This window comes from Nocardioides sp. JCM 18999, assembly GCF_055391175.1.
The window spans coordinates 3,406,247-3,430,740 of the sequence record NZ_AP043887.1 but is presented as its reverse complement, the minus strand read 5'-3'; the positions used below and the strand labels follow the sequence as shown (position 1 = coordinate 3,430,740).

General features: G+C 69.7%; 17 protein-coding genes. 11 read left to right on the top strand and 6 right to left on the bottom strand.

Annotated features, from left to right (window positions below; genetic code table 11):
- Positions 1 to 2 precede the first annotated feature (2 nt).
- The 6 genes from ACZ5J1_RS17010 (at position 3) to ACZ5J1_RS16985 (ending at position 13,701) form a co-directional block, all read left to right on the top strand.
- Positions 3 to 1,496 carry an aldehyde dehydrogenase family protein gene (locus ACZ5J1_RS17010; RefSeq protein WP_464560724.1) on the top strand — a complete coding sequence of 498 codons (1,494 nt, stop codon included), beginning with the start codon at positions 3 to 5 and terminating at the stop codon, positions 1,494 to 1,496.
- Positions 1,493 to 2,137, top strand: a complete 645-nt coding sequence (gene eda / locus ACZ5J1_RS17005; RefSeq protein WP_464560723.1) for a bifunctional 4-hydroxy-2-oxoglutarate aldolase/2-dehydro-3-deoxy-phosphogluconate aldolase — start codon at positions 1,493 to 1,495, stop codon at positions 2,135 to 2,137. The genes ACZ5J1_RS17010 and eda overlap by 4 nt, the downstream gene beginning before the upstream one ends.
- Positions 2,134 to 3,159, top strand: a complete 1,026-nt coding sequence (locus ACZ5J1_RS17000; RefSeq protein WP_464560722.1) for a sugar kinase — start codon at positions 2,134 to 2,136, stop codon at positions 3,157 to 3,159. Before eda ends, ACZ5J1_RS17000 begins: the two co-directional genes overlap by 4 nt.
- A gap of 273 nt (positions 3,160 to 3,432) precedes the next feature.
- Positions 3,433 to 9,954 carry a LamG-like jellyroll fold domain-containing protein gene (locus ACZ5J1_RS16995; RefSeq protein WP_464560721.1) on the top strand — a complete coding sequence of 2,174 codons (6,522 nt, stop codon included), beginning with the start codon at positions 3,433 to 3,435 and terminating at the stop codon, positions 9,952 to 9,954.
- 87 nt (positions 9,955 to 10,041) lie between these two features.
- The gene (locus ACZ5J1_RS16990; protein ID WP_464560720.1) at positions 10,042 to 11,763 is read left to right on the top strand and encodes a PKD domain-containing protein; all 1,722 of its coding nucleotides are present in this window, start codon (positions 10,042 to 10,044) and stop codon (positions 11,761 to 11,763) included.
- Between the two features lie 90 nt (positions 11,764 to 11,853).
- Complete coding sequence (locus ACZ5J1_RS16985; RefSeq protein ID WP_464560719.1) at positions 11,854 to 13,701, top strand: 3-keto-alpha-glucoside-1,2-lyase-like domain-containing protein; 1,848 nt, start codon at positions 11,854 to 11,856, stop codon at positions 13,699 to 13,701.
- 278 nt (positions 13,702 to 13,979) lie between these two features.
- On the opposite strand, the gene ACZ5J1_RS16980 is transcribed toward ACZ5J1_RS16985, so the two are convergent.
- Entirely contained in the window at positions 13,980 to 14,204 is a 225-nt protein-coding gene (locus ACZ5J1_RS16980) for a tautomerase family protein (RefSeq protein ID WP_464560718.1), read from the bottom strand.
- A gap of 185 nt (positions 14,205 to 14,389) precedes the next feature.
- Here ACZ5J1_RS16980 and ACZ5J1_RS16975 point away from each other — a divergent pair, with 185 nt between their 5' ends.
- From ACZ5J1_RS16975 to ACZ5J1_RS16965, 3 genes are all read left to right on the top strand, one after another.
- On the top strand, positions 14,390 to 15,094 hold the full coding sequence (locus ACZ5J1_RS16975; RefSeq protein WP_464560717.1) for a YcnI family copper-binding membrane protein: 705 nt from the start codon (positions 14,390 to 14,392) through the stop codon (positions 15,092 to 15,094).
- The gene (locus ACZ5J1_RS16970; protein WP_464560716.1) at positions 15,064 to 16,767 is read left to right on the top strand and encodes a copper resistance CopC/CopD family protein; all 1,704 of its coding nucleotides are present in this window, start codon (positions 15,064 to 15,066) and stop codon (positions 16,765 to 16,767) included. Before ACZ5J1_RS16975 ends, ACZ5J1_RS16970 begins: the two co-directional genes overlap by 31 nt.
- Positions 16,768 to 16,890: 123 nt before the next feature.
- Positions 16,891 to 17,622, top strand: a complete 732-nt coding sequence (locus ACZ5J1_RS16965; RefSeq protein WP_464560715.1) for a YwaF family protein — start codon at positions 16,891 to 16,893, stop codon at positions 17,620 to 17,622.
- Here ACZ5J1_RS16965 and ACZ5J1_RS16960 read toward each other — a convergent pair.
- The 3 genes from ACZ5J1_RS16960 to ACZ5J1_RS16950 all read right to left on the bottom strand — a co-directional run bounded on the left by ACZ5J1_RS16960 (position 17,573) and on the right by ACZ5J1_RS16950 (position 20,258).
- A complete protein-coding gene (locus ACZ5J1_RS16960) occupies positions 17,573 to 17,944 on the bottom strand; it encodes a VOC family protein (protein ID WP_464560714.1) in 372 nt (123 codons plus the stop codon). The two genes, ACZ5J1_RS16965 and ACZ5J1_RS16960, sit on opposite strands and share 50 nt — an antisense overlap.
- 60 nt (positions 17,945 to 18,004) lie before the next feature.
- Positions 18,005 to 19,513, bottom strand: a complete 1,509-nt coding sequence (locus ACZ5J1_RS16955; protein ID WP_464560713.1) for a GGDEF domain-containing protein — start codon at positions 19,511 to 19,513, stop codon at positions 18,005 to 18,007.
- An 85-nt stretch (positions 19,514 to 19,598) separates the two neighbouring features.
- On the bottom strand, positions 19,599 to 20,258 hold the full coding sequence (locus ACZ5J1_RS16950; protein ID WP_464560712.1) for a hypothetical protein: 660 nt from the start codon (positions 20,256 to 20,258) through the stop codon (positions 19,599 to 19,601).
- Positions 20,259 to 20,374: 116 nt separating this feature from the next.
- Here ACZ5J1_RS16950 and ACZ5J1_RS16945 point away from each other — a divergent pair, with 116 nt between their 5' ends.
- Positions 20,375 to 20,671, top strand: a complete 297-nt coding sequence (locus ACZ5J1_RS16945; protein WP_464560711.1) for a putative quinol monooxygenase — start codon at positions 20,375 to 20,377, stop codon at positions 20,669 to 20,671.
- Positions 20,672 to 20,740: 69 nt separating this feature from the next.
- Positions 20,741 to 22,828 (top strand): putative bifunctional diguanylate cyclase/phosphodiesterase, encoded by a 2,088-nt coding sequence (locus tag ACZ5J1_RS16940; RefSeq protein ID WP_464560710.1) that lies wholly within the window; start codon positions 20,741 to 20,743, stop codon positions 22,826 to 22,828.
- On the opposite strand, the gene ACZ5J1_RS16935 is transcribed toward ACZ5J1_RS16940, so the two are convergent.
- Positions 22,795 to 23,337: a gamma carbonic anhydrase family protein gene (locus ACZ5J1_RS16935; protein WP_464560709.1), complete on the bottom strand. Its 543-nt coding sequence runs from the start codon at positions 23,335 to 23,337 to the stop codon at positions 22,795 to 22,797. The genes ACZ5J1_RS16940 and ACZ5J1_RS16935 overlap by 34 nt on opposite strands.
- A gap of 30 nt (positions 23,338 to 23,367) precedes the next feature.
- Positions 23,368 to 24,465, bottom strand: a complete 1,098-nt coding sequence (locus tag ACZ5J1_RS16930; RefSeq protein WP_464560708.1) for a PDR/VanB family oxidoreductase — start codon at positions 24,463 to 24,465, stop codon at positions 23,368 to 23,370.
- Between the last annotated feature and the right edge of the window lie 29 nt (positions 24,466 to 24,494).

The following is a 24,494-nucleotide window of genomic DNA, read 5'->3' as shown; positions in this document are numbered from 1 at the left end:
CCATGTCGCACGACCACACCGCTCTCCTGCCCGCCGTCCGCTCGTTCCTCTCCTCGCCCAAGCAGCTGCTGATCGACGGCGAGTGGGTCGACGCCAAGGACGGCAAGACCTTCGCCACGATCAACCCCGCCACCGAGGAGGTGCTGGTCCAGGTCGCCCAGGCGTCCGCGATCGACATCGACCGTGCCGTGGTCGCGGCCCGCAACGCCTTCGAGGCCGGCTCGCCGTGGTCCCGGATGACCCCGCGCGACCGCTCGCACCTGCTGTGGCGCATCGGTGACCTGATCGACGCCAACGCCGAGGAGTTCGCCCAGCTCGAGTCCCTCGACAACGGCAAGAGCCTCGACTCGGCCCGGGGTGACGTCGGCGTCGCCGCCGAGCTGTTCCGCTACTTCGCCGGATGGGCCACCAAGATGGAGGGCACCTCCATCCCGATGTCGGTGCCCGGCCGCGAGTTCCACGCCTACACCCGCCGCGAGGCGATCGGTGTCGTCGCGGGCATCGTGCCGTGGAACTTCCCGCTCACGATGGCTGCCTTCAAGGTCGTCCCGGCGATCACCGCCGGCAACACGGTCGTGCTCAAGCCGGCCGAGCAGACCCCGCTCACCGCGCTGCGCCTGGGCCAGCTGCTGCTCGAGGCCGGCGTCCCGGCCGGTGTCGTCAACGTCGTCCCCGGTTACGGCGACGCCGGTGCCGCGCTGGTCGACCACCCGGACGTCGACAAGGTCGCGTTCACGGGTAGCACCGAGGTCGGCAAGAAGATCGCTGCCGGCGCCTCCAAGAACCTCAAGAAGGTCTCCCTGGAGCTCGGTGGCAAGGCGCCGAACATCATCTTCGCCGACGCCGACCTCGACGCCGCGATCGCCGGTGCCGCCCTGGCCGGTTACTTCAACGAGGGCCAGTGCTGCGTCAACGGCTCGCGTCTCTACGTCCAGCGCTCGGTCTTCGACCAGGTCATCGAGGGTGTTGCCGCCGCTGCCAAGGCGATCACCGTCGGCAACGGTTTCGACACCTCGACCACGATGGGTCCGCTGGTCTCCCAGGAGCAGCATGAGAAGGTGATGGGCTACGTCCGCGGCGCGATCGCCGACGGCGCCACCATCAACGCCGGCAGCGCCGACCGGATCGGTGAGAAGGGCTACTTCTTCGCCCCGACCCTGATCACGGGCGTCACCGAGCAGATGGCGATCCAGACCGACGAGATCTTCGGCCCGGTCGTCACCGCGATCCCGTTCGACACCGAGGACGAGGTCGTGGCCGCGGCCAACAACACGGTCTACGGCCTGGCCGCGGGCGTCTGGTCCAAGGACCTGGGCACCGCCCACCGCGTCGGCTCGAAGCTGCGCGCCGGCACCGTCTGGCTCAACACCTGGCACGCCGACGACGTGACGCTGCCGCGTGGTGGCTTCAAGCAGTCCGGTTGGGGCCGCGAGCTCGGTTCGTTCGGTCTGGACGACTACACCGAGCTCAAGACCGTGATCGCGGAGCTGCGTTGAGCGCTCTGAACGTCCTGGGCCCTCATCGGGTGGTACCGGTCGTCGTCCTCGACGACCCCTCCCGGGCCGCCGACCTCGGTGATGCACTGAAGGTCGGCGGCCTGCCGGTCGCCGAGGTCACCCTCCGCAGTCCCGGCGCAGCGCGCGTGCTCCGCGTGCTCGCCGGGCGGGGTGACCTCCTGGTCGGGGCGGGCACCGTCCTCACCCCCGACCAGGTCGACCTGGCCCACGACGCCGGCGCCACGTTCGTCGTCTCCCCGGGTCTGAGCGCCGCGGTCGTGCGCCGCTGCCAGGAGCTCGGGATGGCCGTCCTCCCCGGCGTGTGCACGCCCACGGAGATCATGGCGGCGCTGCGTCTCGGGCTCGACACGGTGAAGTTCTTCCCGGCCGAGCCCTCGGGCGGGATCGGCATGATCAGCGCCTTCGCGGCCGCGTTCCCCCAGGTGCGGTTCATGCCCACCGGTGGGATCACGGTCGACAGCGCACCCGACTACCTCGCCCACCCGGCGGTCGCTGCGATCGGTGGCACCTGGATCGCGACCCCCGCCCTGATGGCCGCGGGCCGCTGGGACGAGGTCGCGGAGCGCGCGGCCGGCGCCGTACGCCTGTTCGCGCCTGAGCTGCAGCGGGCCGCGTCGTGATCGCGACCCGACCCCGGGAGAGCTGCGAGCTCGACCTCGTCTCGTTGGGCGAGGTCATGCTCCGGCTCGACCCGGGGGAGGGCCGCGTCCGCACCGCCCGCCGGTTCGAGGTCTGGGAGGGCGGCGGTGAGTACAACGTCGCCCGCAGCATCAGCCGGGTCTTCGGACTGCGCTCCAGCGTGGTCACCGCGCTGGCCGACAACGAGATCGGCCGGCTCGTCGAGCACCTCGTCCTGCAGGGCGGCGTCGACACCTCACTGATCCGCTGGGAGCAGTTCGACGGCGTCGGCCGCACCGTCCGCAACGGACTCAACTTCGTCGAGCGCGGCTTCGGTGTCCGCGGCAGCCTCGGCGTCTCCGACCGTGGTCACACCGCGGTCAGCCAGCTGGCCCCCGGGATGATCGACTGGGACGACCTCTTCGGTCGACGCGGCGTGCGCTGGCTGCACACCGGCGGCGTCTTCGCCGGCCTCTCGCCGAGCACCGCGCTCGTGGCTGAGGAGGCGATGGCTGCGGCCCACCGGCACGGCACCGTCGTCTCGTACGACGTCAACTACCGTCCGAGCCTCTGGGACGAGGCCGGTGGGATCGAGGCGTTCAACGCCGTGACCGACCGGCTGGCGCGCCATGCCGACGTCCTGATCGGACTCGCCCGCGCCGACGCGACGCTGGAGAGCACCGCTGCGGCGATGCCGTGGCTGTCCGTCATCGCGACCACCGTGCGCCGGGTGCACAGCGCCAGTGACAACGACTGGCAGGCGATCGGTTGGACGCCCGAGACGGGCGCGCTGTCCTCGGTCCCCCGCGAGCACCTGCAGATCCTCGACCGGATCGGCGGGGGCGACGGATTCGCCTCCGGCCTGATCCACGGCCTGCTGGCCGGCGAGGGTCTCCAGCAGAGCCTCGAGCTCGGCGCGGCCCACGGCGCGCTGGTGATGACCACGCCCGGCGACACCTCGATGGCGTCCCTGGCCGAGGTCACCGCACTGGCCTCCGGAGGGAGTGCCCGGGTCCGCCGCTGACCCCACGAACGCCCTGAGGCACGAACCCTTCGTCGGACAAGGGTTCGTGCCTCAGGCATGTCCGGAAGGACATCCTGAGTTCATATGTTTGAACAAATGAATCTATTTGTTCACAAATATGTCTCAGGTTCTTGTAGTGGTGTGATGTGCACCACTAGTTTCGCATGTAAGACCGTGGACGCTCTGACGGGCGTTGCCGGATCATCCCGAGACAAGGGGAAGAACGTGCTCAACAGATCTGCCCATCGGCGCCGCTGGCGCTCCCTGGCGCGCATGGCGGCTGTCGCCGCGGCGGCGGCAGTCGCCGTCCCGGCGACCACCGGCATCGCCTCGGCCGCACCGGCCGAGAACGAGGTGCTGCGTGCCCTGGTGTTCACCAAGAACACCTCGCACGACTCAGCGACGCAGCAGCGGGCCACCGTGACGACGCTGCTCAACGAGCTCGCCACTCAGTACGGCGGCCAGACGGTCGACATCCAGACCACCGACGACGCCGGCCAGTTCAACGACGCCAACCTGGCGAACAAGGACCTGGTGATCTTCTCCCAGAACGGTGGCGTGCTCTTCGACGCCGCTCAGCGCACCGCGCTGGAGAAGTACATCCGCAACGGCGGCGGCTACTTCGGCATGCACTACAACAGCTGGAGCCGCGGGGTCGTCAGCGAGACCGAGGCCAACCCCTTCTACCTCCAGCTCGTCGGCGCGCAGTCGAACGACGGTCACCCCGAGCCGGCCGGTGGCCAGAGCGGCCGGGTCTACCTCGCCGACACCACCGGCACGGACCCGCTGACCTCCGGTCTGGCGCAGTCGATCGTCCGTCAGGACGAGTGGTACAACTGGGACGTCAACCCGACCCAGAACGTGCACGTCCTGAACTACGTCGACGAGTCCACCTACGGCCAGCAGGCCGGAAGCCCGCAGGTCACCGAGGGTGAGGGCGAGCAGGGCACGGCCCACCCGATGACGTGGTGCCAGAAGATCGACTCGGGCCGTTCCTGGTTCTCGGGCCTGGGCCACGCCGGCTCGGCCTACTCCGAGCCGTACATGATGGAGCTGATGAAGCGCGGCCTGGCCTACACGGCTGGCCTGCTCCCGGCGGACTGCTCCCCGCCCGCCAAGGCGGAGGAGGGCGCGTGGAGCGGGGTCACCCCGTGGCCGCTGATGCCGATCAACATGTCGCTGACCGCGGACGGCAAGGTGCAGTCCTTCGGCTCCGTCGGTGGCTGGGGCACGGACACCACCCCCTTCGACTTCTCCGGCGACAGCTCGATCACCCAGGGCGGACAGACCCAGATCGACGTCTGGGACCCCACGGTGCCGCGCACCCTGGAGAACTACCGCAGCGGCCTGATCGCCAACACGACGTACACGGACCTGTTCTGCTCGATGCAGGTGCAGAACCCGTACACGGACGCGGTGATGACGGTCGGCGGTGACGACAGCCTCGGTGGCAACGCGCCCAACGACGCCGCCATCGGCACGACCAGCTTCACCACGGACGGCGGCATCGTCGATGCAGCCCCGATGAACTACCCGCGCTGGTACCCGACCGGCACCACGACCGCCGACGGCAGGATCGTGGTCCAGGGCGGCAGCATCAGCGGTGGACCCGGCGGCGCCGGAGTCCAGACCCCGGAGATCTACGACCCGACCAAGGGGAGCGGCTGGCAGCTGCTGACCGGCGCCAAGAGCGCGCTGGCCTACGGCGACGGCGGCAACGGCAACGGGCCCGACGAGAACCGCTGGTGGTACCCGCGCTCCTTCGTCGCCCCGGGCAGCGGCAAGCTCTTCACCATCACCGGCTCGGAGATCTTCGCCCTCGACCCCGACGCCAACGGCGGTGCGGGCGCGATCACGGACGCCCAGACCCTGGACGGCGCGATCACGAACCAGGGCGGGAACGGCCGGCCGATCGGTGCCACGTCCACGGCGGTGATGTACCGCCCCGGCAAGATCCTGCAGGTCGGTGGCGGCGCGTTCGCCAACGGTGGCGGCGCTGACGGCGCTCGCGCCGGCTTCACGGTCGACATCACCGGTGGCACCGACCACCCGGTGGTGACGGCCACGGCCCCGATGAAGTACCAGCGTCACTGGGCCAGCTCGACGGTCATGCCCGACGGCAACGTGATCATCACCGGCGGCTCCCGCGACAACGCCAACGACGGTGGCTTCGTCACCAACGCGGAGATCTGGAACCCGGACACCGGCGAGTGGAAGACGGTCGTCAACCCGTCCGCGCACCCGCGCCTCTACCACTCGAACGCGCTCCTGCTTCCCGACGGTCGCGTCATGATCGGCGGCGGTGGGGCTCCCGGCCCGCACAACTACACCGACGTCGAGTACTACACGCCGTCCTACCTGTTCGGTGCCGACGGCAAGCCCGCGACGCGTCCGGCGATCACCGCCGCCCCGAAGAAGGTCGGCTACAACGGCACCTTCGGCATCCAGGCTGACAGCGCGATCTCCCGGGTGACCCTGGTCCGCAACGGCACCGCGACGCACAGCTTCAACAACGGACAGAACTTCCAGGACCTGGAGTTCACCCAGTCCGGTGGCAACGTCTCGATCACGGCTCCGGAGGACGGCACCTACGCGCCTCCCGGTTCGTACATGCTCTTCGCCTTCGACGAGGCCGGCGTCCCGTCGGTCGCCAAGATCGTGAAGATCGACCCGGCCGTGAAGATGGTCCAGAACGCGCCGAAGGTGGTCGACCAGTTCGAGTACCCGAAGCTCCCGGTCACGTGGCGCTCGGGCGGGTACGACAACACCGTCACCGTGGCTGCTGGCGCTGACCGGCTGTCGCCGTGGAAGGTCGACGGTCAGGTGCAGCTCGTCCGCGGCCTGGTCGCGGGCAACGGTGGTCAGGGTCTGACCGGCTACCAGCTCGCGCTGCCGGCCGCCGGCAACATCTCGCGCACCCTGCGCGGGCTTCAGCCGGGCGGGAAGTACCGGGTGTCGCTTCGCTATGCGCGCGACAGCAGGACGAACGGCACGGCTGACGGCACGGGCACCATCTCCGTGGGTGATCTCGCCGAGACCCTCACGGCGAGCACCGGCGTCCCGTCGAACGGCTCCTCGCAGAACCAGCCGTACGCCACCTACGTCGGCGAGTTCACCGCCGGCGCACGGCAGCAGACCCTGACGCTGGCGGGTGTGGCCGACAGTGCCGGCCTGATGATCGACGACCTCGTCGTCGTGCAGGACGGCACGCCGCTCGACGACGCCGCGGTCAAGTACGAGTTCGAGGAGGGAACGGGCACGACGGTCGCCAACACCGGCACCGACGACTCCGTGGGCTCCGCGGTGCTGACCGGCACCACCGGATTCTCCGGTGCCGACGAGGGTGTCTTCGGGCGTGCGCTGGACCTGAAGGGTGGCAACAACGGCAACGCCGTCGACCTCCCGGACAACCTGCTCCAGAACGCCGAGAACTTCACCACCTCGTTCTGGGTGAAGCCCGACACCAAGGCCAACTGGATCGGCATGTTCCACATCGGTGACGGTCTGGAGGGCGCAGGCAGCTTCTTCCAGATCCAGATGCAGACCCAGGCAGCTGGCAACACCGGGCTCGCGGCCACGTTCAAGGCCAAGGGCAGCGACCTCCAGGAGCGGATCTACGCCACTCCGACGAAGGACGTCGACGTCAACAAGTGGAACCACGTCGTCTTCACTCGTGAGGGCGCGACCGGCACGCTCTACCTGAACGGTGTCGCCATCAAGACCGTCAACAACCTGACGATCGACATGACCGACATCGGCCCGACGTCGAACAACTGGCTGGGCCGCAACGGATTCCCGGACCCGGCCTACGACGGCAAGATGGACGACGTCCGGCTCTACACCGAGGCGCTCAGTGCGCAGGACGTGGCCACGCTCTACGGCGACGGTTCCTCCCTGCGCACGACGACGGCGGTGAGCGTGGACTGGCCCGAGAACACGGGTCCCGAGTCGGCGAACTCCGACAAGGAGTTCACGGTCAAGGCCACGGTCAAGGACGCCAACAACGCCGCTGCCCAGGGCACGGCCGAGCTCTGGGTGGACGACGCCCAGGTCGGCTCGGCAGTCGCAGTCGGCACCGACGGTGCGGTCTCCTTCCCGGGGATGGCGCTGAAGCGTGGCGACCACGACATCGAGGTCCGGTTCGTCCCGGTCGACGGCTACCGCCAGTCCACCGGATCGACCGCGCTGACCGTGCTCCGGGCCAACGTGGGTGCTGGCACCGCTGTCCAGTACACCTTCGACGAGAAGACCGGGACGGCGGCGCTCAACACGGGCGTCGACACCTCGGTCGGCTCGGCGACGGTGGCTGAGGGGTGGCGCACCAACGCCGGCAAGTTCGGTCGCGGGATCACCCTGGCTCAGGGCCGTTCGATCACGCTCCCGAACGACATCACCGATGGGTTCGAGGACGAGATCTCGGTCTCGCTCTGGGCCAACCCGACCAGCAACGCCGTCTGGCGACCGCTGCTCAACATCGGCAACGGCCAGTCGACGTACCTGCTCTTCCAGACGCACAACGGCGACAACGCCTACACCAAGCACGGGTTCACCGCGACGCTCCAGTCCACGACCGGGACCAAGCGGCTTCCTCTCACCGAGACGTTGCCGCTCAACACCTGGACGAACGTGGTCTTCACGCTGGCCGCCACGGACGACCCGGACGTGATGACGGGGAAGATCTACTTCAACGGCGTCCTGATGGGCACCGAGAGCTTCCCGGTCAGCATCGACGACCTGCTGGTCGACGGTCACACGACGCTCAACCGGATCGGTGCCGACGGCTACAACGACGGCAACTTCGTCGGTGGCATCGACCAGTTCGAGATGTTCGGGTACGCCCTGACGCAGAGCCAGATCGATGCCCTGGTGGTCGGTCCGGAGCCGAGCAAGGTTCCGGTCGCCGAGGGCGAGCGCTACACCGCGACCGCTGGTCAGAAGCTGACCGTCGCGGCCCGGGGTCTGCTCGCCAACGACTCCGATGCCGACACCGCTGCGGCCGACCTCCGGGTCGACGTGACGGGCGCGCCGTCCCACGGCACGCTCAAGGTGGAGGACGACGGCTCGTTCACCTACCAGCCTGCCGACGGGTTCACGGGCGCTGACACGTTCACCTACAAGGTGACCGATGGTGACAACAGCTCGGAGCAGGTGACGACCACGATCGCGGTCGCTCCGGCGGTCCGTGCCGTCACGACCCCGCAGGTGGAGTACGCCCTCGACGACGCCCTCGGCGCGACGACGGCGAAGAACACCGGCTGGGACAACTCGGCTGCGTCGGCGACGTACGGCGGCACGGCTGGTCCGATCACTGACGCCACCAAGCCGGGTGGTGCGGGACTGGTCGGCAACTTCCCGGGCGGCAACAGCGCGACGAACAACCACCTCGTCCTGCCTGCCGACCTTGACCAGGACGCGACCGACAAGTTCACGGTCTCGGTCTGGGCCAACCCGGCGGCCTTCAACGGCAACTTCGTGCCGTTGCTGCAGCTCGGGACGGGAACCGACTCGTACTTCCTGCTGCAGTCGAACGTGAATGCTTCGCAGGGAGGCCGGACGAACGGTTTCGCTGCGACGTTCAAGAACGCCGCAGGGAACGAGCAGCGCCTGGTGCTCGGTGCGGCCAACGACCTGCCACTCAACAAGTGGACGTTGGTCACCTTCACGATGGAACCGAACCCGGCGAACCCGGGAACGTTCACCGGCACCGTCTACTACGACGGTGTGCAGAAGGCTCAGCGCACCGACTTCCCGTTCGGGCTCGCATCCGTCGGGGCGACTGGCCACACCACGGCCAACTACCTCGGTGGCACGAGCTGGCCCGATGGCCGGTTCAACGGGAAGATGTCGGACTTCCGCTTCTACCCCTACGCGCTGTCGGCGGCCTCCGTCGCTGCGCTGTACGCCGGCGAGGACTCGACCGACAAGGCCGACACCAGCGTCTCTGCCACCTCGGAGCCCTTCGTTGCGGGGACCGAAGGCACGGCAACGGTGACGGTCACGCCGGCGGATGCCACCGGCGACGTCAGGGTCAGTGCCGATGGCTTCACCTTCGGCACCGCAACCCTCGGTTCGAACGGCAAGGCGACCGTGTCGCTCGGCAGCGACTTCCTGCCGGGCACGCACACCCTGACCGTCACGTACCTCGGCGACGACACCCACAGCGGGTCGACCAGCACGTTCGAGGTGACGGTCACGAAGGTTGCGACGACTGTCTCGGGCACGGCTCCGGCCTTCACGGTGGGGTCGGCCGGTACGGCGACGATCACCGCGACGGGAGTCACGACCGGCACGGTCACGGTGTCCGAGGGTGCGACGGTGCTCGGCACCGGCGTGCTCGCCGGTGGCAAGGCGACGGTCTCGCTCGGGACCTCGCTCGCGGTCGGCGTCCACACCTTGAAGGTCGCCTTCGCTGGGGATGACACTCACCAGGCGTCCGTCGGCGAGTTCTCGGTGACGGTCAAGAAGGCGCCGGCACCGCCGGTTCCGCCGAAGGTCGGTCAGCCGGGGAACCCGGCTCCGGTCGCTGGTGCGGTCGTCCCGTCGAAGATCAAGTCGAGCGCCAAGAAGCTCTCGATCTCCTTCAGCGCCATCGGTGCCGCAGGCTCGGTGGTGAACGGCAAGGTGAAGGTCTACGACGGCAAGAAGCTGATCGGGACGGCCACCGTGGTGCACGGCAAGGTGACGGTGAAGCTGAAGAAGAAGCTGAAGAAGGGCAAGCACAAGCTCAAGTTCGTGCTGTCCGCCTCGGCGACCTCGAAGGCCAAGACGATCACCAAGACGGTCAGGGTCAAGTGACTCTGATCTGATGACGAGAGCGGCCCCCGGAGGGAGACCTCCGGGGGCCGTTCTCGATCGATCCCCACTCTCGAGGAGAGCTCCTGAATGACCACTCTGATTCGACGCCTCAGCCTGGGACTCGTCCTGGTGCTGATGACCACCGGGCTGACGGGACTCGTCGGCTCGGTCCGGCCCACCTCGGCCGCGGCGCCGGCGGGCGAGGGCCGGACCTGGGTGGTCGACGCGGTCGACGACGCTCAGGGCAATCGTTGGGTGTCAGCCGACAGCGGTACGAGCCGCGTCACGATCGCCGTCGGCGACTCGGTCGAGTGGCAGTTCGACGAGGCTGCGCAGGACCACGACCTGACCTCGCAGAACACCCACAGCACCTGGGGTGACGTCGGCGGCGTCACGACCCTTGCGGAGTATCGCGGCATCGACGGTGAGCCGGTGGTCCGACGGTTCACCGAGCCGGGCACCTTCGACTACATCTGCTCCATCCACGGCACCATGATGTTCGGCCAGGTCGAGGTGGTCGCGCCCGACGAGGCGAACCAGAACCCGACGCTGGCGCCGATGGCCGACCCGGCCTCCGGACCCGCGCCGCTCACGGTCGCCTTCATGGCCATGCCCGACGATCCCGACGGCGACACCCTTGCCTTCGACTGGGACTTCGGCACGGGTGTCTCGACCGACTCCTCCACGGAGGAGAACCCGATGTTCACCTACGCCAAGCCCGGCGTCTACGCCGTCACGGTCAACGCCTCGGACGGCCGCGGGGGCACCGCGCACGAGGAGCTCACCGTCACCGTGGCCGAGGGCGAGGGCGAGGGCCCGAGCGATCCAGCGGGGTCCACCCTGCCGGCGGTCAAGGCAGGCGCCTCGATCACGCGCGGGATCGCCCCCCTGGCCGTGCAGTTCTCGACGGACGTCACGACCACCGGTACCTTCCACTCCTACTCCGCCGGCCTGTCCTCCAACCCGGCACTGACCGGAACGGCCGGAATGACTCGCGCGCGCGGGCGGACCACGACGTGGTTCGACGTGACCGGACTCAATCCGAGCGCCACCCATGCGGCGGTCCACGTTCACGAGGCCTCCTGCACGACGGCCGTCGGTGACCCGCCGGCCCTGGCGGGTGCGCACTTCCGGTTCGACACCGATCAGCCGTTCGCCGAAGCCAACGAGATCTGGCTGCCGTTCACGTCCGATGCCGAGGGCCGGAGCGGGCACGTGGAGGTGACGAAGTCACGGCGGGCCGGACCCAAGGCGGTCTCGGTCGTGATCCACGACCCGACCGACAAGAACCGCCGGATCGGCTGTGTCGATCTGGCGCCGTCGATCGCGGGCCTGAGCTACACGTGGAGCTTCGGCGACGGCACGGTCGGCGCCGGTGCCGACCCCGACCACACGTACACCGCCCCGGGCACCTACACCGCGACCGTCATGGTGAGCACGGCCGGCGACCAGCCGCAGATGGTGATGCGGTCGGTCACCGTGACCGTGGGACCGCCGCCGACGGCGGTGGGCAAGCCGGGGAACCCGGCTCCGGTCGCTGGTGCGGTGGTCCCGTCGAAGATCAGGTCGAGCGCCAAGAAGCTCTCGATCTCCTTCAGCGCCCGGGGTGCCGCAGGCTCGGTGGTGAACGGCAAGGTGAAGGTCTACGACGGCAAGAAGCTGATCGCGAAGGGCACCGTGGTCCACGGCAAGGTGACGGTGAAGCTGAAGAAGAAGCTGAAGAAGGGCAAGCACAGGATCAAGCTCGTGCTGTCCGCCTCGGCGACGTCGAAGGACGCGACGATCATCAGGACGGTCAGGGTCAAGTGAGGTTCATGAATATGAACGCATTTACTGAAATGTTCATGGATCAGGACTCAGTTCTTGACTGTGTGTGACCTGCCTCATACGTTGAGTGCCATGAAGACGTCCCCACGCCGCAGGTCTCGCCGGTCTGTCGCGCTCCTGGCCACGCTGACCACGGCACTGCCGTTGGCCGGTGTGGTCGGGGGTGTGGCGGCCTCCCCGTCGTACGCCGACTCCGTCGGCTCCGACCCGATCGCCTGGCTCGAGGTCGAGGACGGCGCAGCGATCAACCCGGTGCGGTTCCCGGCCGTCGGCGACACCGTGCACAGCAACTTCTCCGGCACCGGCTTCGACACCATCCGCGACGCGGGTGAGGCGGCCACGATGACCTTCGAGGCGCCGGAGGCCGGGACCTACCCGGTCTACGTCCGCTACGCCAGTGGGCTCCTGGGTGGCCAGCCGGACGTCCGCACGATCGGGCTGGTCGCGAACGGGACCCGGCAGGTGATGAACCTGCAGCTCACCACCACCGCCAGCACGCCGGAGAGCACCCACGGTCACTGGGAGACCTGGGGTTGGTGGACGGGCAACAGCGCTGCGCAGGCCACCGTCGCACTGAACAAGGGCACCAACACGATCGCTGTCGCTTGCGCCTCGGGCGATGCGTGCCACGTCAACATCGACGCGATCCAGATCGGTGGGAGCGCTCCGGACGTGTGCGCCACCGCCCCGGCCGACACCGGCTACCGCGCCCTCTTCGACGGCACGTTGGCGTCGTACGACCAGTGGCGCAGGCAGGTGCCGGAGGGCAACGGTGCCTTCGGCCGTGTGGTCGTCGGGAGCGCCGCCGCCCCGACCGACTGCTACCTGACCAACTACTACAACGGCGGCGCCGGCGCGGAGTGGCTGATGGACCGCGTCTCCGGCTCGTACGTGCTTCGGGCCGACTGGCAGTGGTTCGACGAGGCGGGCGAGAGCACCGCCATCTACGTGGGCTCCACCGGCAGGGACAACACCCCGGCCGGCGGCTACCAGTTCCCGCTCGGCCGCGGCTCCGAGATCAACGCCACCACGCGGGCCGGTGACACGGGCAAGATCGTGACGACGGGCGGAGCGACGAAGGACGCTGACACGGCGGCGGTCCGGGCCGCGCTCAAGACCACCGAGGGGGCCTGGAACAGCACCCTGATCCAGGTCACTCCGACCGCGATCCGCGAGTACCTCAACGGCACCCTGGTCAACACCCTCGCCGGCACGATCGCCACCGACGGGTACATCGGTCTGAAGAACAGCTCCAGCGTGAGTGCGAAGTTCAAGAACATCGAGCTCCTGCCCACCGCCCAGGCCTCCTCGGTGACCACGGTCTCCCCCTCGTCGACCAAGCCGGTCCGCGGCAAGGACTCCGTGACGGTCACCGCCACCGTCGACGGTGGCGGGACCCCGGTCTCCGGCGACGTCGCCTTCTCCGTCGGTGGCAGCGTCGTCGCGACCGTCCCGGTGGTGAACGGCGCGGCGAGCGCCCAGGTCGGCCCGTTCGGCAGCCTCGGCGCCCAGAGCATCACGGCGACGTACGTCGGCAGCGAGCTGGTCACGACGTCGACCGGGTCCGCGACGGTCACCGTGGTGCCGCCGGCACCGGCGCCGCCGGTGCCTCCGAAGGTCGGTCAGCCGGGGAACCCGGCTCCGGTCGCCGGTGCGGTGGTCCCGTCGAAGATCAAGTCGAGCGCCAAGAAGCTCTCGATCTCGTTCAGCGCTCGTGGCGCCGCAGGCACGGTCGTGAAGGGCGCGGTGAAGGTCTACGACGGCAAGAAGCTGATCGCGAAGGGCACCGTGGTCAACGGCAAGGTGACGGTGAAGCTGGCCAAGAAGCTGAAGAAGGGCAAGCACAAGATCAAGATCGTGCTGTCCGCCTCGGCGACGTCGAAGGCCGCGACGATCACCAAGACGGTCAAGGTCGCCTGACTCTGATCCGATGACGAGAACGGCCCCCGGAGGATCTCCTCCGGGGGCCGTTCTCGTTGTCCGTTCGCCGACTTGAGGGTTCTGGCAGCCGACTTGAGGCTTCCTGCAGCGGAGTTGAGGGTTCTGGCCACCGATGCGAAAGGCCCCGGGGGTATCCCTCCGGGGCCTTTCACACGACTCGGTTCACCAGAACCCGCGACTCGGTTCACCAGAACCCGCGACTCGGCGGTCTAAAACCTCAAGTCGCCTGCAGGAACCCTCAAGTCGGCGAGTTGGGGTCAGTCGTCGGCGAGTGCAGCGACGACGCCAGCGCGGCTGTCGTCCTCGCTGGCGAGCACGCCGCCGTTGGCGACGATGTCGGGGGTGATCTCGCTGAAGACCATCCGGACGTCCTGGCGGCGGGCGCCCAGGATCTCGACGGCGTTGTCGGCCACGGCCTGGGCGAAGGCGCGGCGCTGCTCGATCGTGCGGCCCTTGAGGAGCTCGACGGTGATGTTGGGCATGACAGTCCTTTCGACGGAGCCACCCTGGAATCTGTCCATGTCGGCGACCTCAGTTCAGTGATGCGAACCACACTAGCCCCCGGTGGGACCAAGTTCACATCCTTGACAACGGTTCGGTATGCTGTTTGTGTGACGTCGGTCACCCGAAACAGGGACGTCACCCCTTCCGCATCCAGGAGTCGCTCGTGAACCGCCACGTCGTGTCACCCGCCCGAGGTCTGGCCGTGGCGGCGGGTCTACTGACACTGGTCGCCGTGGCGGCGCCCGCGTCGGCCCACGTCACCGTGACCCCGTCCACGACCCAGGCTGGCGCCAACGCCGTACTCACGGTCAGCGTCGGCCACGGCTGCGAGGGGTCGGCGACGACCGCGATCGAGATCCGGATCCCCGACTCGGTCTACTCGGTGACGCCGACCCGGAACCCGCTGTGGGAGATCACCGTCAAGAACGAGCCGGTCGTCCCGCCCGCCACCGACGAGCACGGCACCCGGATCACCGACCGCGTCTCCTCGATCACCTACCGGACCGACACCCCGCTGCCCGACGGCCAGCGCGACACCTTCGAGCTCGCCCTCCGGTTGCCCGCCGAGGTGGGCAGCACCCTGGCGTTCCCGACGATCCAGACCTGCGAGAAGGGCGAGGCGGCCTGGATCGAGGTGCCGGCCGCGGGCCACAGCGCCGACGACCTCGCCCTGCCCGCCCCGAGCTTCGTCCTCACCGCCACCGGAACAACGGCCGCGACCGACCCGGCGACGTCCGTGGAGCTGGTGGCCGGTGAGGGTGCGTCGTCCGGCAGCAACTCGCTCCTCGCCCTCGGTGCCTTGGCCGTCGGTGTCGTCGGCGTCCTGCTCGGCATCGCGTGCCTGACCCGGTTGCGTCGACGCTCGTGATCACCCGTCCCGGGGGACGGCCGGCAGCGCGGGGAGTCCGCGCGTTCGCAGCCCTCGTCCTGCTCACGCTCAGCCTCGTCCTCGCCTCGGCCGGCGCGGCCCAGGCGCACGCCGTCCTGCTCGGATCGGATCCGGCCGAGGGGGCGGTCCTGGCGGAGGCGCCCGAGCAGATCACCTTCACCTTCAGCGAGACCATCGGGCTGGTGCCGAAGGGCGTCCACGTCTTCGATGCCCAGGGCGACGAGGTCGACTCCCAGGCGTCGGCCACCGGCCACACCCTCGAGGTCGAGCTCACCGAGCCGGTCGAGGACGGCACGCTGGTGGTGGTCTGGCGGATCATCTCCGACGACGGCCACCCGGTGAGCGGATCGTTGCGGTTCTCCGTCGGCGCGCCGAGCGCCACGGTGGCCCCGATCGACGCGCCGGAGGCGGGCACCGAACGGCCGCCCGTCCTGCTCCAGGTCCTGCGGATCGCGGGCTACGCCGGACTGCTGCTCCTGGGTGGACTGATCGCCTTCATCCTGCTGGTCCTCCCGACCGACTCCCCGGACCGGGCGCGCGAGCGGCTGGTGCGCATCGTCCGGGGTGCGGCCGGCGTCGTCGCCGTCGCCTGGCTCCTCGCCGTTCCCGTGGTCGCGACCTACCAGCTCGGTGGCGGCCTCAGCCTGCTCGGAAACGCCAGCACCTGGTCGGCGATCGCTCCGCTGGACCACCTCGTCGCCGACCTGGTCGTGCTGGGCAGCGTGGCCGCCGTGCTGCTGCTCGGATCGGGCACGCCGTCGCGCACCCGTCGCTACGCCACCCTGGTGGCCGCCGGGCTCGCGGTGATCGCACCGGCCCTGACCGGCCACACCCGCGCCACCTCTCCGGAGTGGTTCGTCGTCGGCGTCGACATGCTGCACCTGCTCGCCGGAAGCGTCTGGCTCGGCGGGGTCGTCGCGCTGGCCGTCGTGCTCCCGCTCCTCGCCGAGCGGGGGGCACTCGCCGCCGAGACACTCGCCCGGTTCTCGGGGATCGCGGCCGGCGTGCTCGTCGCGCTGACCCTGTCCGGGGCCGTCCTCGCCTGGCGGATCCTCGGCTCGTGGAGCGCCCTGGTGGAGACCACGTACGGGCGGCTGCTGATCGCCAAGATCCTCACCGTCCTCCTCGTCGTCGGGATCGCCGCGTGGAACCGTCGTGTCCTGCTCCCGCGGATGCAGCAGGTGACCAAGCGCCACGAGATCCGTGCTGCCGCATCGTCGGTGACCCGGGTGGTCGCCATCGAGGCAGCGCTCCTCGGCGTCGTGCTGGTCCTCACCGGACTCCTGGTGGACCGCAGCCCCGACGTCGAGCTCAGCGCCGCCCGCCCGGCCGCGCAGACCACCCAGCTCGGCACGATCGAGGCGACCGCGACGATCTCCTCGCCGGTGACCGGCCCGAGCTCGGTCACGATCGAGCTCACCGACGCCAACGGCGGCCCCACCGAGGGGTACGCCGCCCCGACGGCCACCCTCGCCGCGGGCGACCTCGACCTCGGCGACGTGCCGCTGCAGAACGTCGGCCCGGGGGTCTACACGGGATCGGTGGTCTTCCCCGAACCCGGCCGGTGGGAGCTGCAGATCTCGCTGCGCACCGGTGAGTTCGACAACCCGGTGGGAGCCCTGACGTTCACCGTCAAGGAGAGCTCCCGATGAAGACGCGCTGCTGACTCCTCGCAGCAGCGCCGAGCCCCCGACCGGGATCCGGTCGGGGGCTCTGTCGTCAGCGACATGCTCTGATCCCTCGCCTTCGCGGACCCGGGGTGAGACGTTGCTCCCATGACCGGTTCGGTGCGCTTCGAGGCGTTCTCGTCCGAGCACTTCCTGTGGTTGGCGATCTTCGCGATCGGCGTGCCCGCGATGGTGGTGTGGGGGCACCGGGTGAGCGGCACCCCGGCGGAGGTGGTGTCACGGCGCTGCTTCGCGCTGGTCGTCGCCGCGGCGGGGATCTTCAACCTGGCCGCCAACCTGGCCCCGGCGGACTACGACGTGGACACCTCGTGGCCGTTCCAGCTCTGCGACCTGGCCACCCTGGCCGCCGTGATCGCGCTGTGGTCGCGCTCGACGCGCGCCTCGGCGTTCGTCTACTACGTCGGGATCACCCTGACGATCCAGGGGATCCTCACGCCGTCGCTCTACCAAGCCTTCCCCGACCCGCGGTACGTCGGCTTCTGGGTGCTCCACCTCGGCGTGGTGTGGGCGGCGGTCTTCCTCACCTGGGGCCTGGGCGTACGTCCCACCTGGGCCGGCTACCGGTTCACCGTGCTGGTGACGGCGAGCTGGGCGATCGCCGCCTACGTCTTCAACGTGGTGGCCGACACCAACTACGGCTACCTCAACGGCAAGCCGAGTGCGGCCTCGGCGCTGGACCTGCTCGGTCCGTGGCCGACGTACGTCGTGGCGGAGATCGCGCTGCTGCTGGGCGTCTGGGCGGTGGTGATGACGCTGCCCTGGACCCGGGTCACTGCGGCGGGCAGAGGCAGAACGGGTGACCGTCCGGGTCGAGCATGACGACCCAGCCCTCGCCGGTCTGGCCGGTGGCGCGGGTCGCGCCGAGCGACTCGGCGTGCGCGACCGACCCGTCGAGGTCGGAGACCCGGAAGTCGAGGTGGAACTGCTGCGGCCGGTCCTGGCCCGGCCACTCCGGCCGGCTGTAGTCGGCGACCTGCTGGAAGTTGAACGTCGAGCCGAGCGCCTCGACCTGGGCGTAGCCGTACTCCGGGTACTCGCCGGTGACGGCGCCGCCCAGCAGGTCGGCGTAGAAGCGGGCCGCTCGACCGGAGTCGGAGCAGTCCAGCGTGACGGCGATGAGCTCGGTGATCGGTGTTGTCATCCCTCGATCATCACCCCGACCGTGCCGCGTGTCACCTGGCTCAGACGCTGGGGGCGCGGATCAGCGCGGGTCGGTCAGCGCGTCATCGGCGACGCCGTCGCGGCCCGCGTCCTTCGCCCGGTAGAGCAGTGCGTCGGCCCGGCCGATCAGCTCGTCGACGGTGGTGGCGGGGTCGGGAAGGACGGTGTGCACGCCCACGCTCGCAGTGACCGGCCAGTCGTGCAGCGGGACGAGGCGCTCGGCCCAGGCCGGGTCGCGGACCTTCGGACCGGACGTCACCGCCGGCGGTGCCTCCGGATCCGCGGCGTGGGAGAGAGCCCGCACGACAGCGGTCGCCGTCGCCGTCCGCAGCAGCGCGGCCAGTGCGACGGCTTGGTGGTGATCGGACCCGCTGATCAGCACGGCGAACTCCTCGCCGCCGAGGCGGCTCAGCACGCCACGGCGCGGGATGACGGCCGCCAGGGCGTCACTGACGGCGATCAGCAGGGAGTCGCCGGTGAGGTGGCCGAACCGGTCGTTGATCCGCTTGAAGTGGTCGAGGTCCAGCATCAACAGGCTCACCGGTTCGGTCCGAGCCGCGGCCTCGGTCAGCACGGTGCCGGCCCGGTCGACGAAGGAGCGCCGGTTGAGCAGGCCGGTCAGGGGGTCACTCGCGGCGAGGAGGCGCACCTGGGCCAGGGCCGCCTCGCGGGAACGCACCGCCGCGGCGACGACGATCGGGCACGCGGCGAGCAGCGCCATACCCGCCTCCAACGAGACCTGGGTGGTGGCGGCCAGGCTGTCCATCTCCGTGTCGAGCAGTCCTGACCCCATCGCGATCATGTTCCACCCGGTCGCCAGCACGGCGAGCACGCTGGTGGTGTGCACCCGGCCCTGGATGGCCGTCCACAGCAGCAGGGGGAGGAGCACGAGCAGGGCGGTCGGCCCGCCGATCGCGGCGCCGACGGCGAAGGCGACCGGCAGGAGGAGGAAGGGGCCGAGCTCGGCCAGCGTGGGTCTGCGCACGCGACGCAGGACCCGCAGGTGCGGGCTGCTCAGCACCGCGGGAAGGATCGCCATGTAGGCGGTGACCTCCGCGAAGAACCAGGTCTGGGTGGCGTCGGCGGCACTCAACCCGAACGCTGCGACGCCGCACGGCGCCCCGACGAGGGTGGCGACCCCGGCGCCGGCCAAGCCGACCCCGATCAGCCGAACGACATCGCTCGGTTCGGCGAGGCCGCGTTGGGACGGGCTCCAGGAACGGCACAGGAGGACCGCGGTCAGGACGCCGGCCAGGTTGGCCACCGTCAACCCGAACGTCACGACGAGCTCGCCGCCGGTCAGGAGGTCGGCGGTCATGTAGGCAGCGAACGCGGCGGTCCACGTCGTCCAGTGCAGGAGTCGCGGGTAGCGGATGAAGAAGCCGGCCAGCAGGGCGTTCGCGGGCCAGAACGAGGCGAGGTAGGCGCTCATCCGGGTCCAGATCCCGAAGAGGGCAGCCGCCAGCACGAGAGCGAAGACAAGCGCAACGCAGATCAGCAGCAGGCGTCCGCGGAGTCCTGCCGCGGGCCTGGTGGTCCCGATCGTCATCTCACCCCCTGCCGTTGCTCGTCACCCTACGGACCGGGTCGCCTTCGCGTGGGAGGTTGCTGAGGTTCGGCATCGCGCCGATTCGTCAGCAGAGGTCGGGGTGGAGCGTCCAGCGCAGGCACTCGCCGAGCTCGTCGATGGTCCGTGCCGCTTCGGGGAAGACGACCTCCATCGCGTGCGCACCGTTGTCGGTGACCCACTGCAGGTCGAGCCCGCTCGCGGTGATGGCCGCTACCTGGGCGGCGACGATGTCGTCGAGGGTCGCGGTCGTCCGGCGAGCGATCGCCTCCCGCAGGTGCACGCCGTGCACGTCGTTGAGGTGCTGTTGGCTGCGCCGCAGGTAGCCGGAGTTGAGCTCGAGCTGCGGGTCGCGGAAGTCACGCACGTCGATCGACGTCCTGATCCCGTCGCGCTCCATCACGATCTGGGCCAGGTCGGCCACGACGTACTCCCGCCCACCGTCGCAGCACGGGCACACGTCCGCGCCGAGGTGACGCAGGCGACCGGCCAGGTAGAGCCGTTCGCCGGGGCGGACGTGGCTCGTCAGCGCCATCACGGCGTCGAGGCGACGCTCCCCGGCGCGGGCGATCGGCCCCTCGGGAGCGCAGACGAGCATGGGGGCGCCGGCGAAGTCGCGGACGCACTCGAAGGCGTCGTCGAGGGGCTGACGGACACCCTCGACGGCGAGATCGACGGTGGCGACCGCGGCCAGGATGCTGCGGGCTGCTTCGGCCTCGTGATTCATGACTTCCCTCCAACTAAGGACAGCCTTACCTAAACATGATCGAGAGATATGCGCAATGCGTCGTCCAGGGGTCGAGTCGGCCCGCGATCGTCCTGAACGATCGCTAAGGTGGTGGCATGGCTGTTATCGCACTGCTCGAGATGAAGTTCGCCCCGGAGAAGCTCGACGAGGCCCGCACGATCATGGCGCGGGTGCTGGCGGAGACCCGCGCCTTCCCCGGCTGCCTGAGCGTCGAGACCCTGGTCGACGGGACCGACCCGGCCCGCCTGGTCTTCGTCGAGAAGTGGGAGTCGCTCGAGGCCGACGCCGCCTACCGCGCGTTCCGTGCCGGCGAGGGGAAGGTCACCGACCTCGCTCCGACGCTCGCAGCCGCTCCCGTGCTGACCGTGGGATTGGTCGACCCAACGGTGTGACCATGTGGGATGCTCGGATCACCTGAGCGCCGGTGAGCATCACCCGTGGACCTCCCGAGAGGAGACACCGTGAGCGACGGACCAGCACCAGACCTCCCGGAGCCCCCCGAGCGGGGCGAGCTCTTCGACGCCGTCATCCAAGCGACCGGCGAAGCGGTGTGGGACTGGGACCTCGACAACCGGCTGCAGTGGCACAACTCCGCCTACATGGCGATGCTGCGGATCGACTCGATCGCTGCCGAGGGCGCTCTGACCTCCTGGGAGGTCCGCCTGCACCCGGACGACTTCGACCGGGTGACGGGCAGCCTCAACCTCGCCGCCACCGGCACCGCCGGGGATACCTGGGCCGAGACCTACCGGCTGCGCGGCGACGACGATCGCTACATCACGGTCGACGACCGCGCCATCCTGCTCCGTCGCGAGGACGGTTCGCCGGTGCGGATGGTCGGCACGCTGCGCGACGTCACCGCGGCCCACGAGGCGGCCGCCGAGCTGCGGATCGCTCGCGACTACGCCGACGCGATCCTGACCGCGTTGCCCGGGCCGTTCTACCACGTCAACGCCAACCTGGAGATGGTGCGCTGGAACGCCAAGTTCTCCGAGGTCTCGGGCTACACCGACGCCGAGATCGCCCGGATGAAGGCGACCGACTTCTTCTCCGTCGACGAGATCCCCCGGGTCGAGGTCGCGATCAAGGAGGTCTTCGAGCACGGCTGGAGCTCGGTCGAGTCCTCGGTCCTGCGCAAGGACGGCACCCGCCTGCCCTACGTCTTCACCGGCCAGCGGTTCACCCACGCCGGCGAGCTCGGGTACGTCGGCGTCGCGATCGACATGGGGGAGCAGGCCGCCCTCCAGGCGCAGCTGCGGCACGAGGCCTCGCACGACCACCTCACCGGACTGGTCAACCGCGCCCGGCTCTACGAGGAGATCGACGTCGCGATCGCCGCCGCGCGCGCTGGCGGGCACCGGGTCGCGGTGCTCGACCTGGACCTGGACCGCTTCAAGTTCGTCAACGACGGCTTCGGACATCCGTACGGCGACCTCGTACTGCAGGCGGTGGCCCGCCGGCTGATGTCGTTGGTCTGCCCCGAGGACGTGGTCGCCCGCCTCGGTGGCGACGAGTTCGTGATCGTCGCTCCCCGCGTGGACCGTCGCGAGGACATCGACGAGATGGCCCAACGGATCGTCGACTCCCTGGCCGAGCCGCTCAACGTCGAAGGTCGCCGGATCCACCTGACCGGCTCGATCGGCGTGAGCTTCTACCCCGACGACGGAACCACCGGTGCCCGGCTGATCGACAACGCCGACGTCGCGATGTACTTCGCCAAGGCCGCGGGTCGAAGTGGGTTCCGCGTCTTCCGCCCCGACATGGCACGCGACACCCAGCGCCGCACCGACATCGAGACCCGCCTGCGTGACGCCGCCGACGCCGGCCGGTTCCGGCTCGCCTACCAACCGAAGATCGACCTCGCGACCGGGGCGATCCTCGGCTGCGAGGCCCTGCTGCGCTGGAACGACCCGGAGCTCAACGAGGTCTCCCCGGTCGAGTTCATCCCGATCGCCGAGGACTCCGGGCTGATCGTGCCGATCGGCGACTGGGTGCTCACCGAGGCCTGCCGCCAGGCGCAGGCCTGGCGCGAGGCCGGGCTGCCGCCGCTCACCGTGTCGGTCAACGTCTCCGCCGGCCAGCTGCTGTTGAAGGACCCCGTCGCGTGGGTGAGCGAGACGTTGGCGAGCACGGGCTTCTCGGCCGACCTGCTCGAGCTGGAGCTGACTGAGACGGTCCTGGCCGAGGACGCGTACGGGGTGATCGAGTCGATCGCCGCCCTGCGGGCCCTCGGCGTCGGCGTCGCGATCGACGACTTCGGGACCGGGTACTCGTCGCTGTCCTACCTCAAGCGCTTCGACGTGACGGCGATCAAGATCGACCGCACCTTCGTGCAGTCGATGCTGGGCGAGGCCGGCGATCGGGCGATCGTGCGGGCCTCGATCGCGCTCGGGCACGCACTCGGGCTCTCGGTGGTGGCCGAGGGTGTCGAGACCGAGGAGCAGCGCGAGCTCCTCCGGCAGCTGCACTGCGACCAGGTCCAGGGGTTCCTGATCAGCCACCCGCTGACGCCGGATCAGTTCGCGGCGCTGCTGGCCTCTCGGTGCTGAACGGCCAGGTCCCGGTAGACCGCCGCGTTGAGCGTGATCCCGGCGACCTGGTCGTCCCCGATCTCCTTGCGCACCTTCGCGGGCACGCCGACGATCAGTGACCGGGGTGGCACGACGGTGCCCTCGGCCACGCAGGCACCGGCACCGACGATGCTGCCCGTCCCGATCACGGCGCCGTTCATCACGATCGCCCCCATCCCGATCAGGACGGTGTCCTCGATGACGGCGCCGTGCAGGACCGCGCCGTGACCGACGGAGACGTCGGCCCCGATCCGCAGGGGGAACCCGGGATCGGCGTGCAGCACGCACCCGTCCTGGAGGTTCGACCCCGATCCGATCGAGATCGACTCCATGTCGGCCCGCGCCACGACGCCGTACCAGAGGCTCGCCCCGGCGGCGACGGAGACGTCACCGACCACGGTGGCTCCGGGGGCGACCCAGGCGTCGGGGTCGATCGAGGGACGGCGCGCGCCCAGGGTGAGGAGGCGGGGACGGTCATCGGTGGCCATGACCGCCATTGTGCTCGACCCCTCGGGGGGCTAGGCGTCGAGGACGACCAGGTCGGTCGTGGCGCGCGAGACGCAGACGTACATGGTGGTGTTCTCCGCCTTCTCGGCGTCGCTCTGCGCCTCGTCGCGGTGGTCGACGGCACCCGCGAGGATCTTCGCGGGGCAGGAGCCGCAGTGGCCCTCCTCGCAGGAGAACGGGTAGTCGGGCACGGCCTGCAGGATCGCGTCGAGGGCGGTCTGGTCGCTGGCGACGGTGACGGTGACGCCGCTCTGGCGCAGCTCGATCTCGAACGGGACGTCGCTCTTGGCCTTCTCGGCCCGCGCGGCGGTGGCCTCGGCCGACGCGGTGAAGCGCTCGAAGTGCAGGTCGATCCCCGGCTGGGCGGCACAGGCCGTCTCGACGGCGGAGATCAGGCCCGACGGGCCGCAGCAGTAGACCGCGGTGCCCTCGCCGAGACCGGACAGGGCGGCGGCGAGGTCGAGGATGCCGGACTCGTCCTGCGGCACGACCTGGATGCGGTCACCGCCGATCGCGGCGAGCTCGTCGAGGAAGGCCATCGTGGCGCGGCTGCGGCCGCCGTAGAGCAGCTTCCAGGTCGCGCCCGCGGGAACGGCCGCGACCATCGCCCGGATCGGGGTGATGCCGATGCCGCCGGCGATGAAGAGGTAGTCCGGGCTCTCGACGAGCTCGAAGTGGTTGTGCGGACCGGTGGCCGCGATCCGCAGGTTGACCAGGTCGCCGGCCCGGTGGAGGTCGTGCAGCTCCTTCGAGCCACCGCGGCCGTCCTCCTCGCGCAGCACCGCTACGCGGTAGGACTCGTGGTCTGCCGGGTCGCCGCACAGCGAGTAGTGCCGGATCAGGCCGCTGGGCAGGTGCAGCTCGAGGTGGGCGCCGGGGGTCCACGCGGCCAGCTCGCCACCGAGCGGGTCCCGGAAGGTGATCGAGATGACGCCCTCGGCCTCGGTGGTGACGGCGGAGACCTCGAGGTCGAAGGTCACGTGGTGGTCCTGCGCGGTGGCCTGAGCAGCTCGCGCCAACGACGCCTTGATGTCGGCCACCGGGTCGTACGACAGCACGGTGGTCGCCGTCGAGGCAGGCTTGGAGCGCTTGAGGAACGAGAAGGCCATGAGCAAGATCATATATTCTTTGCCCTGAG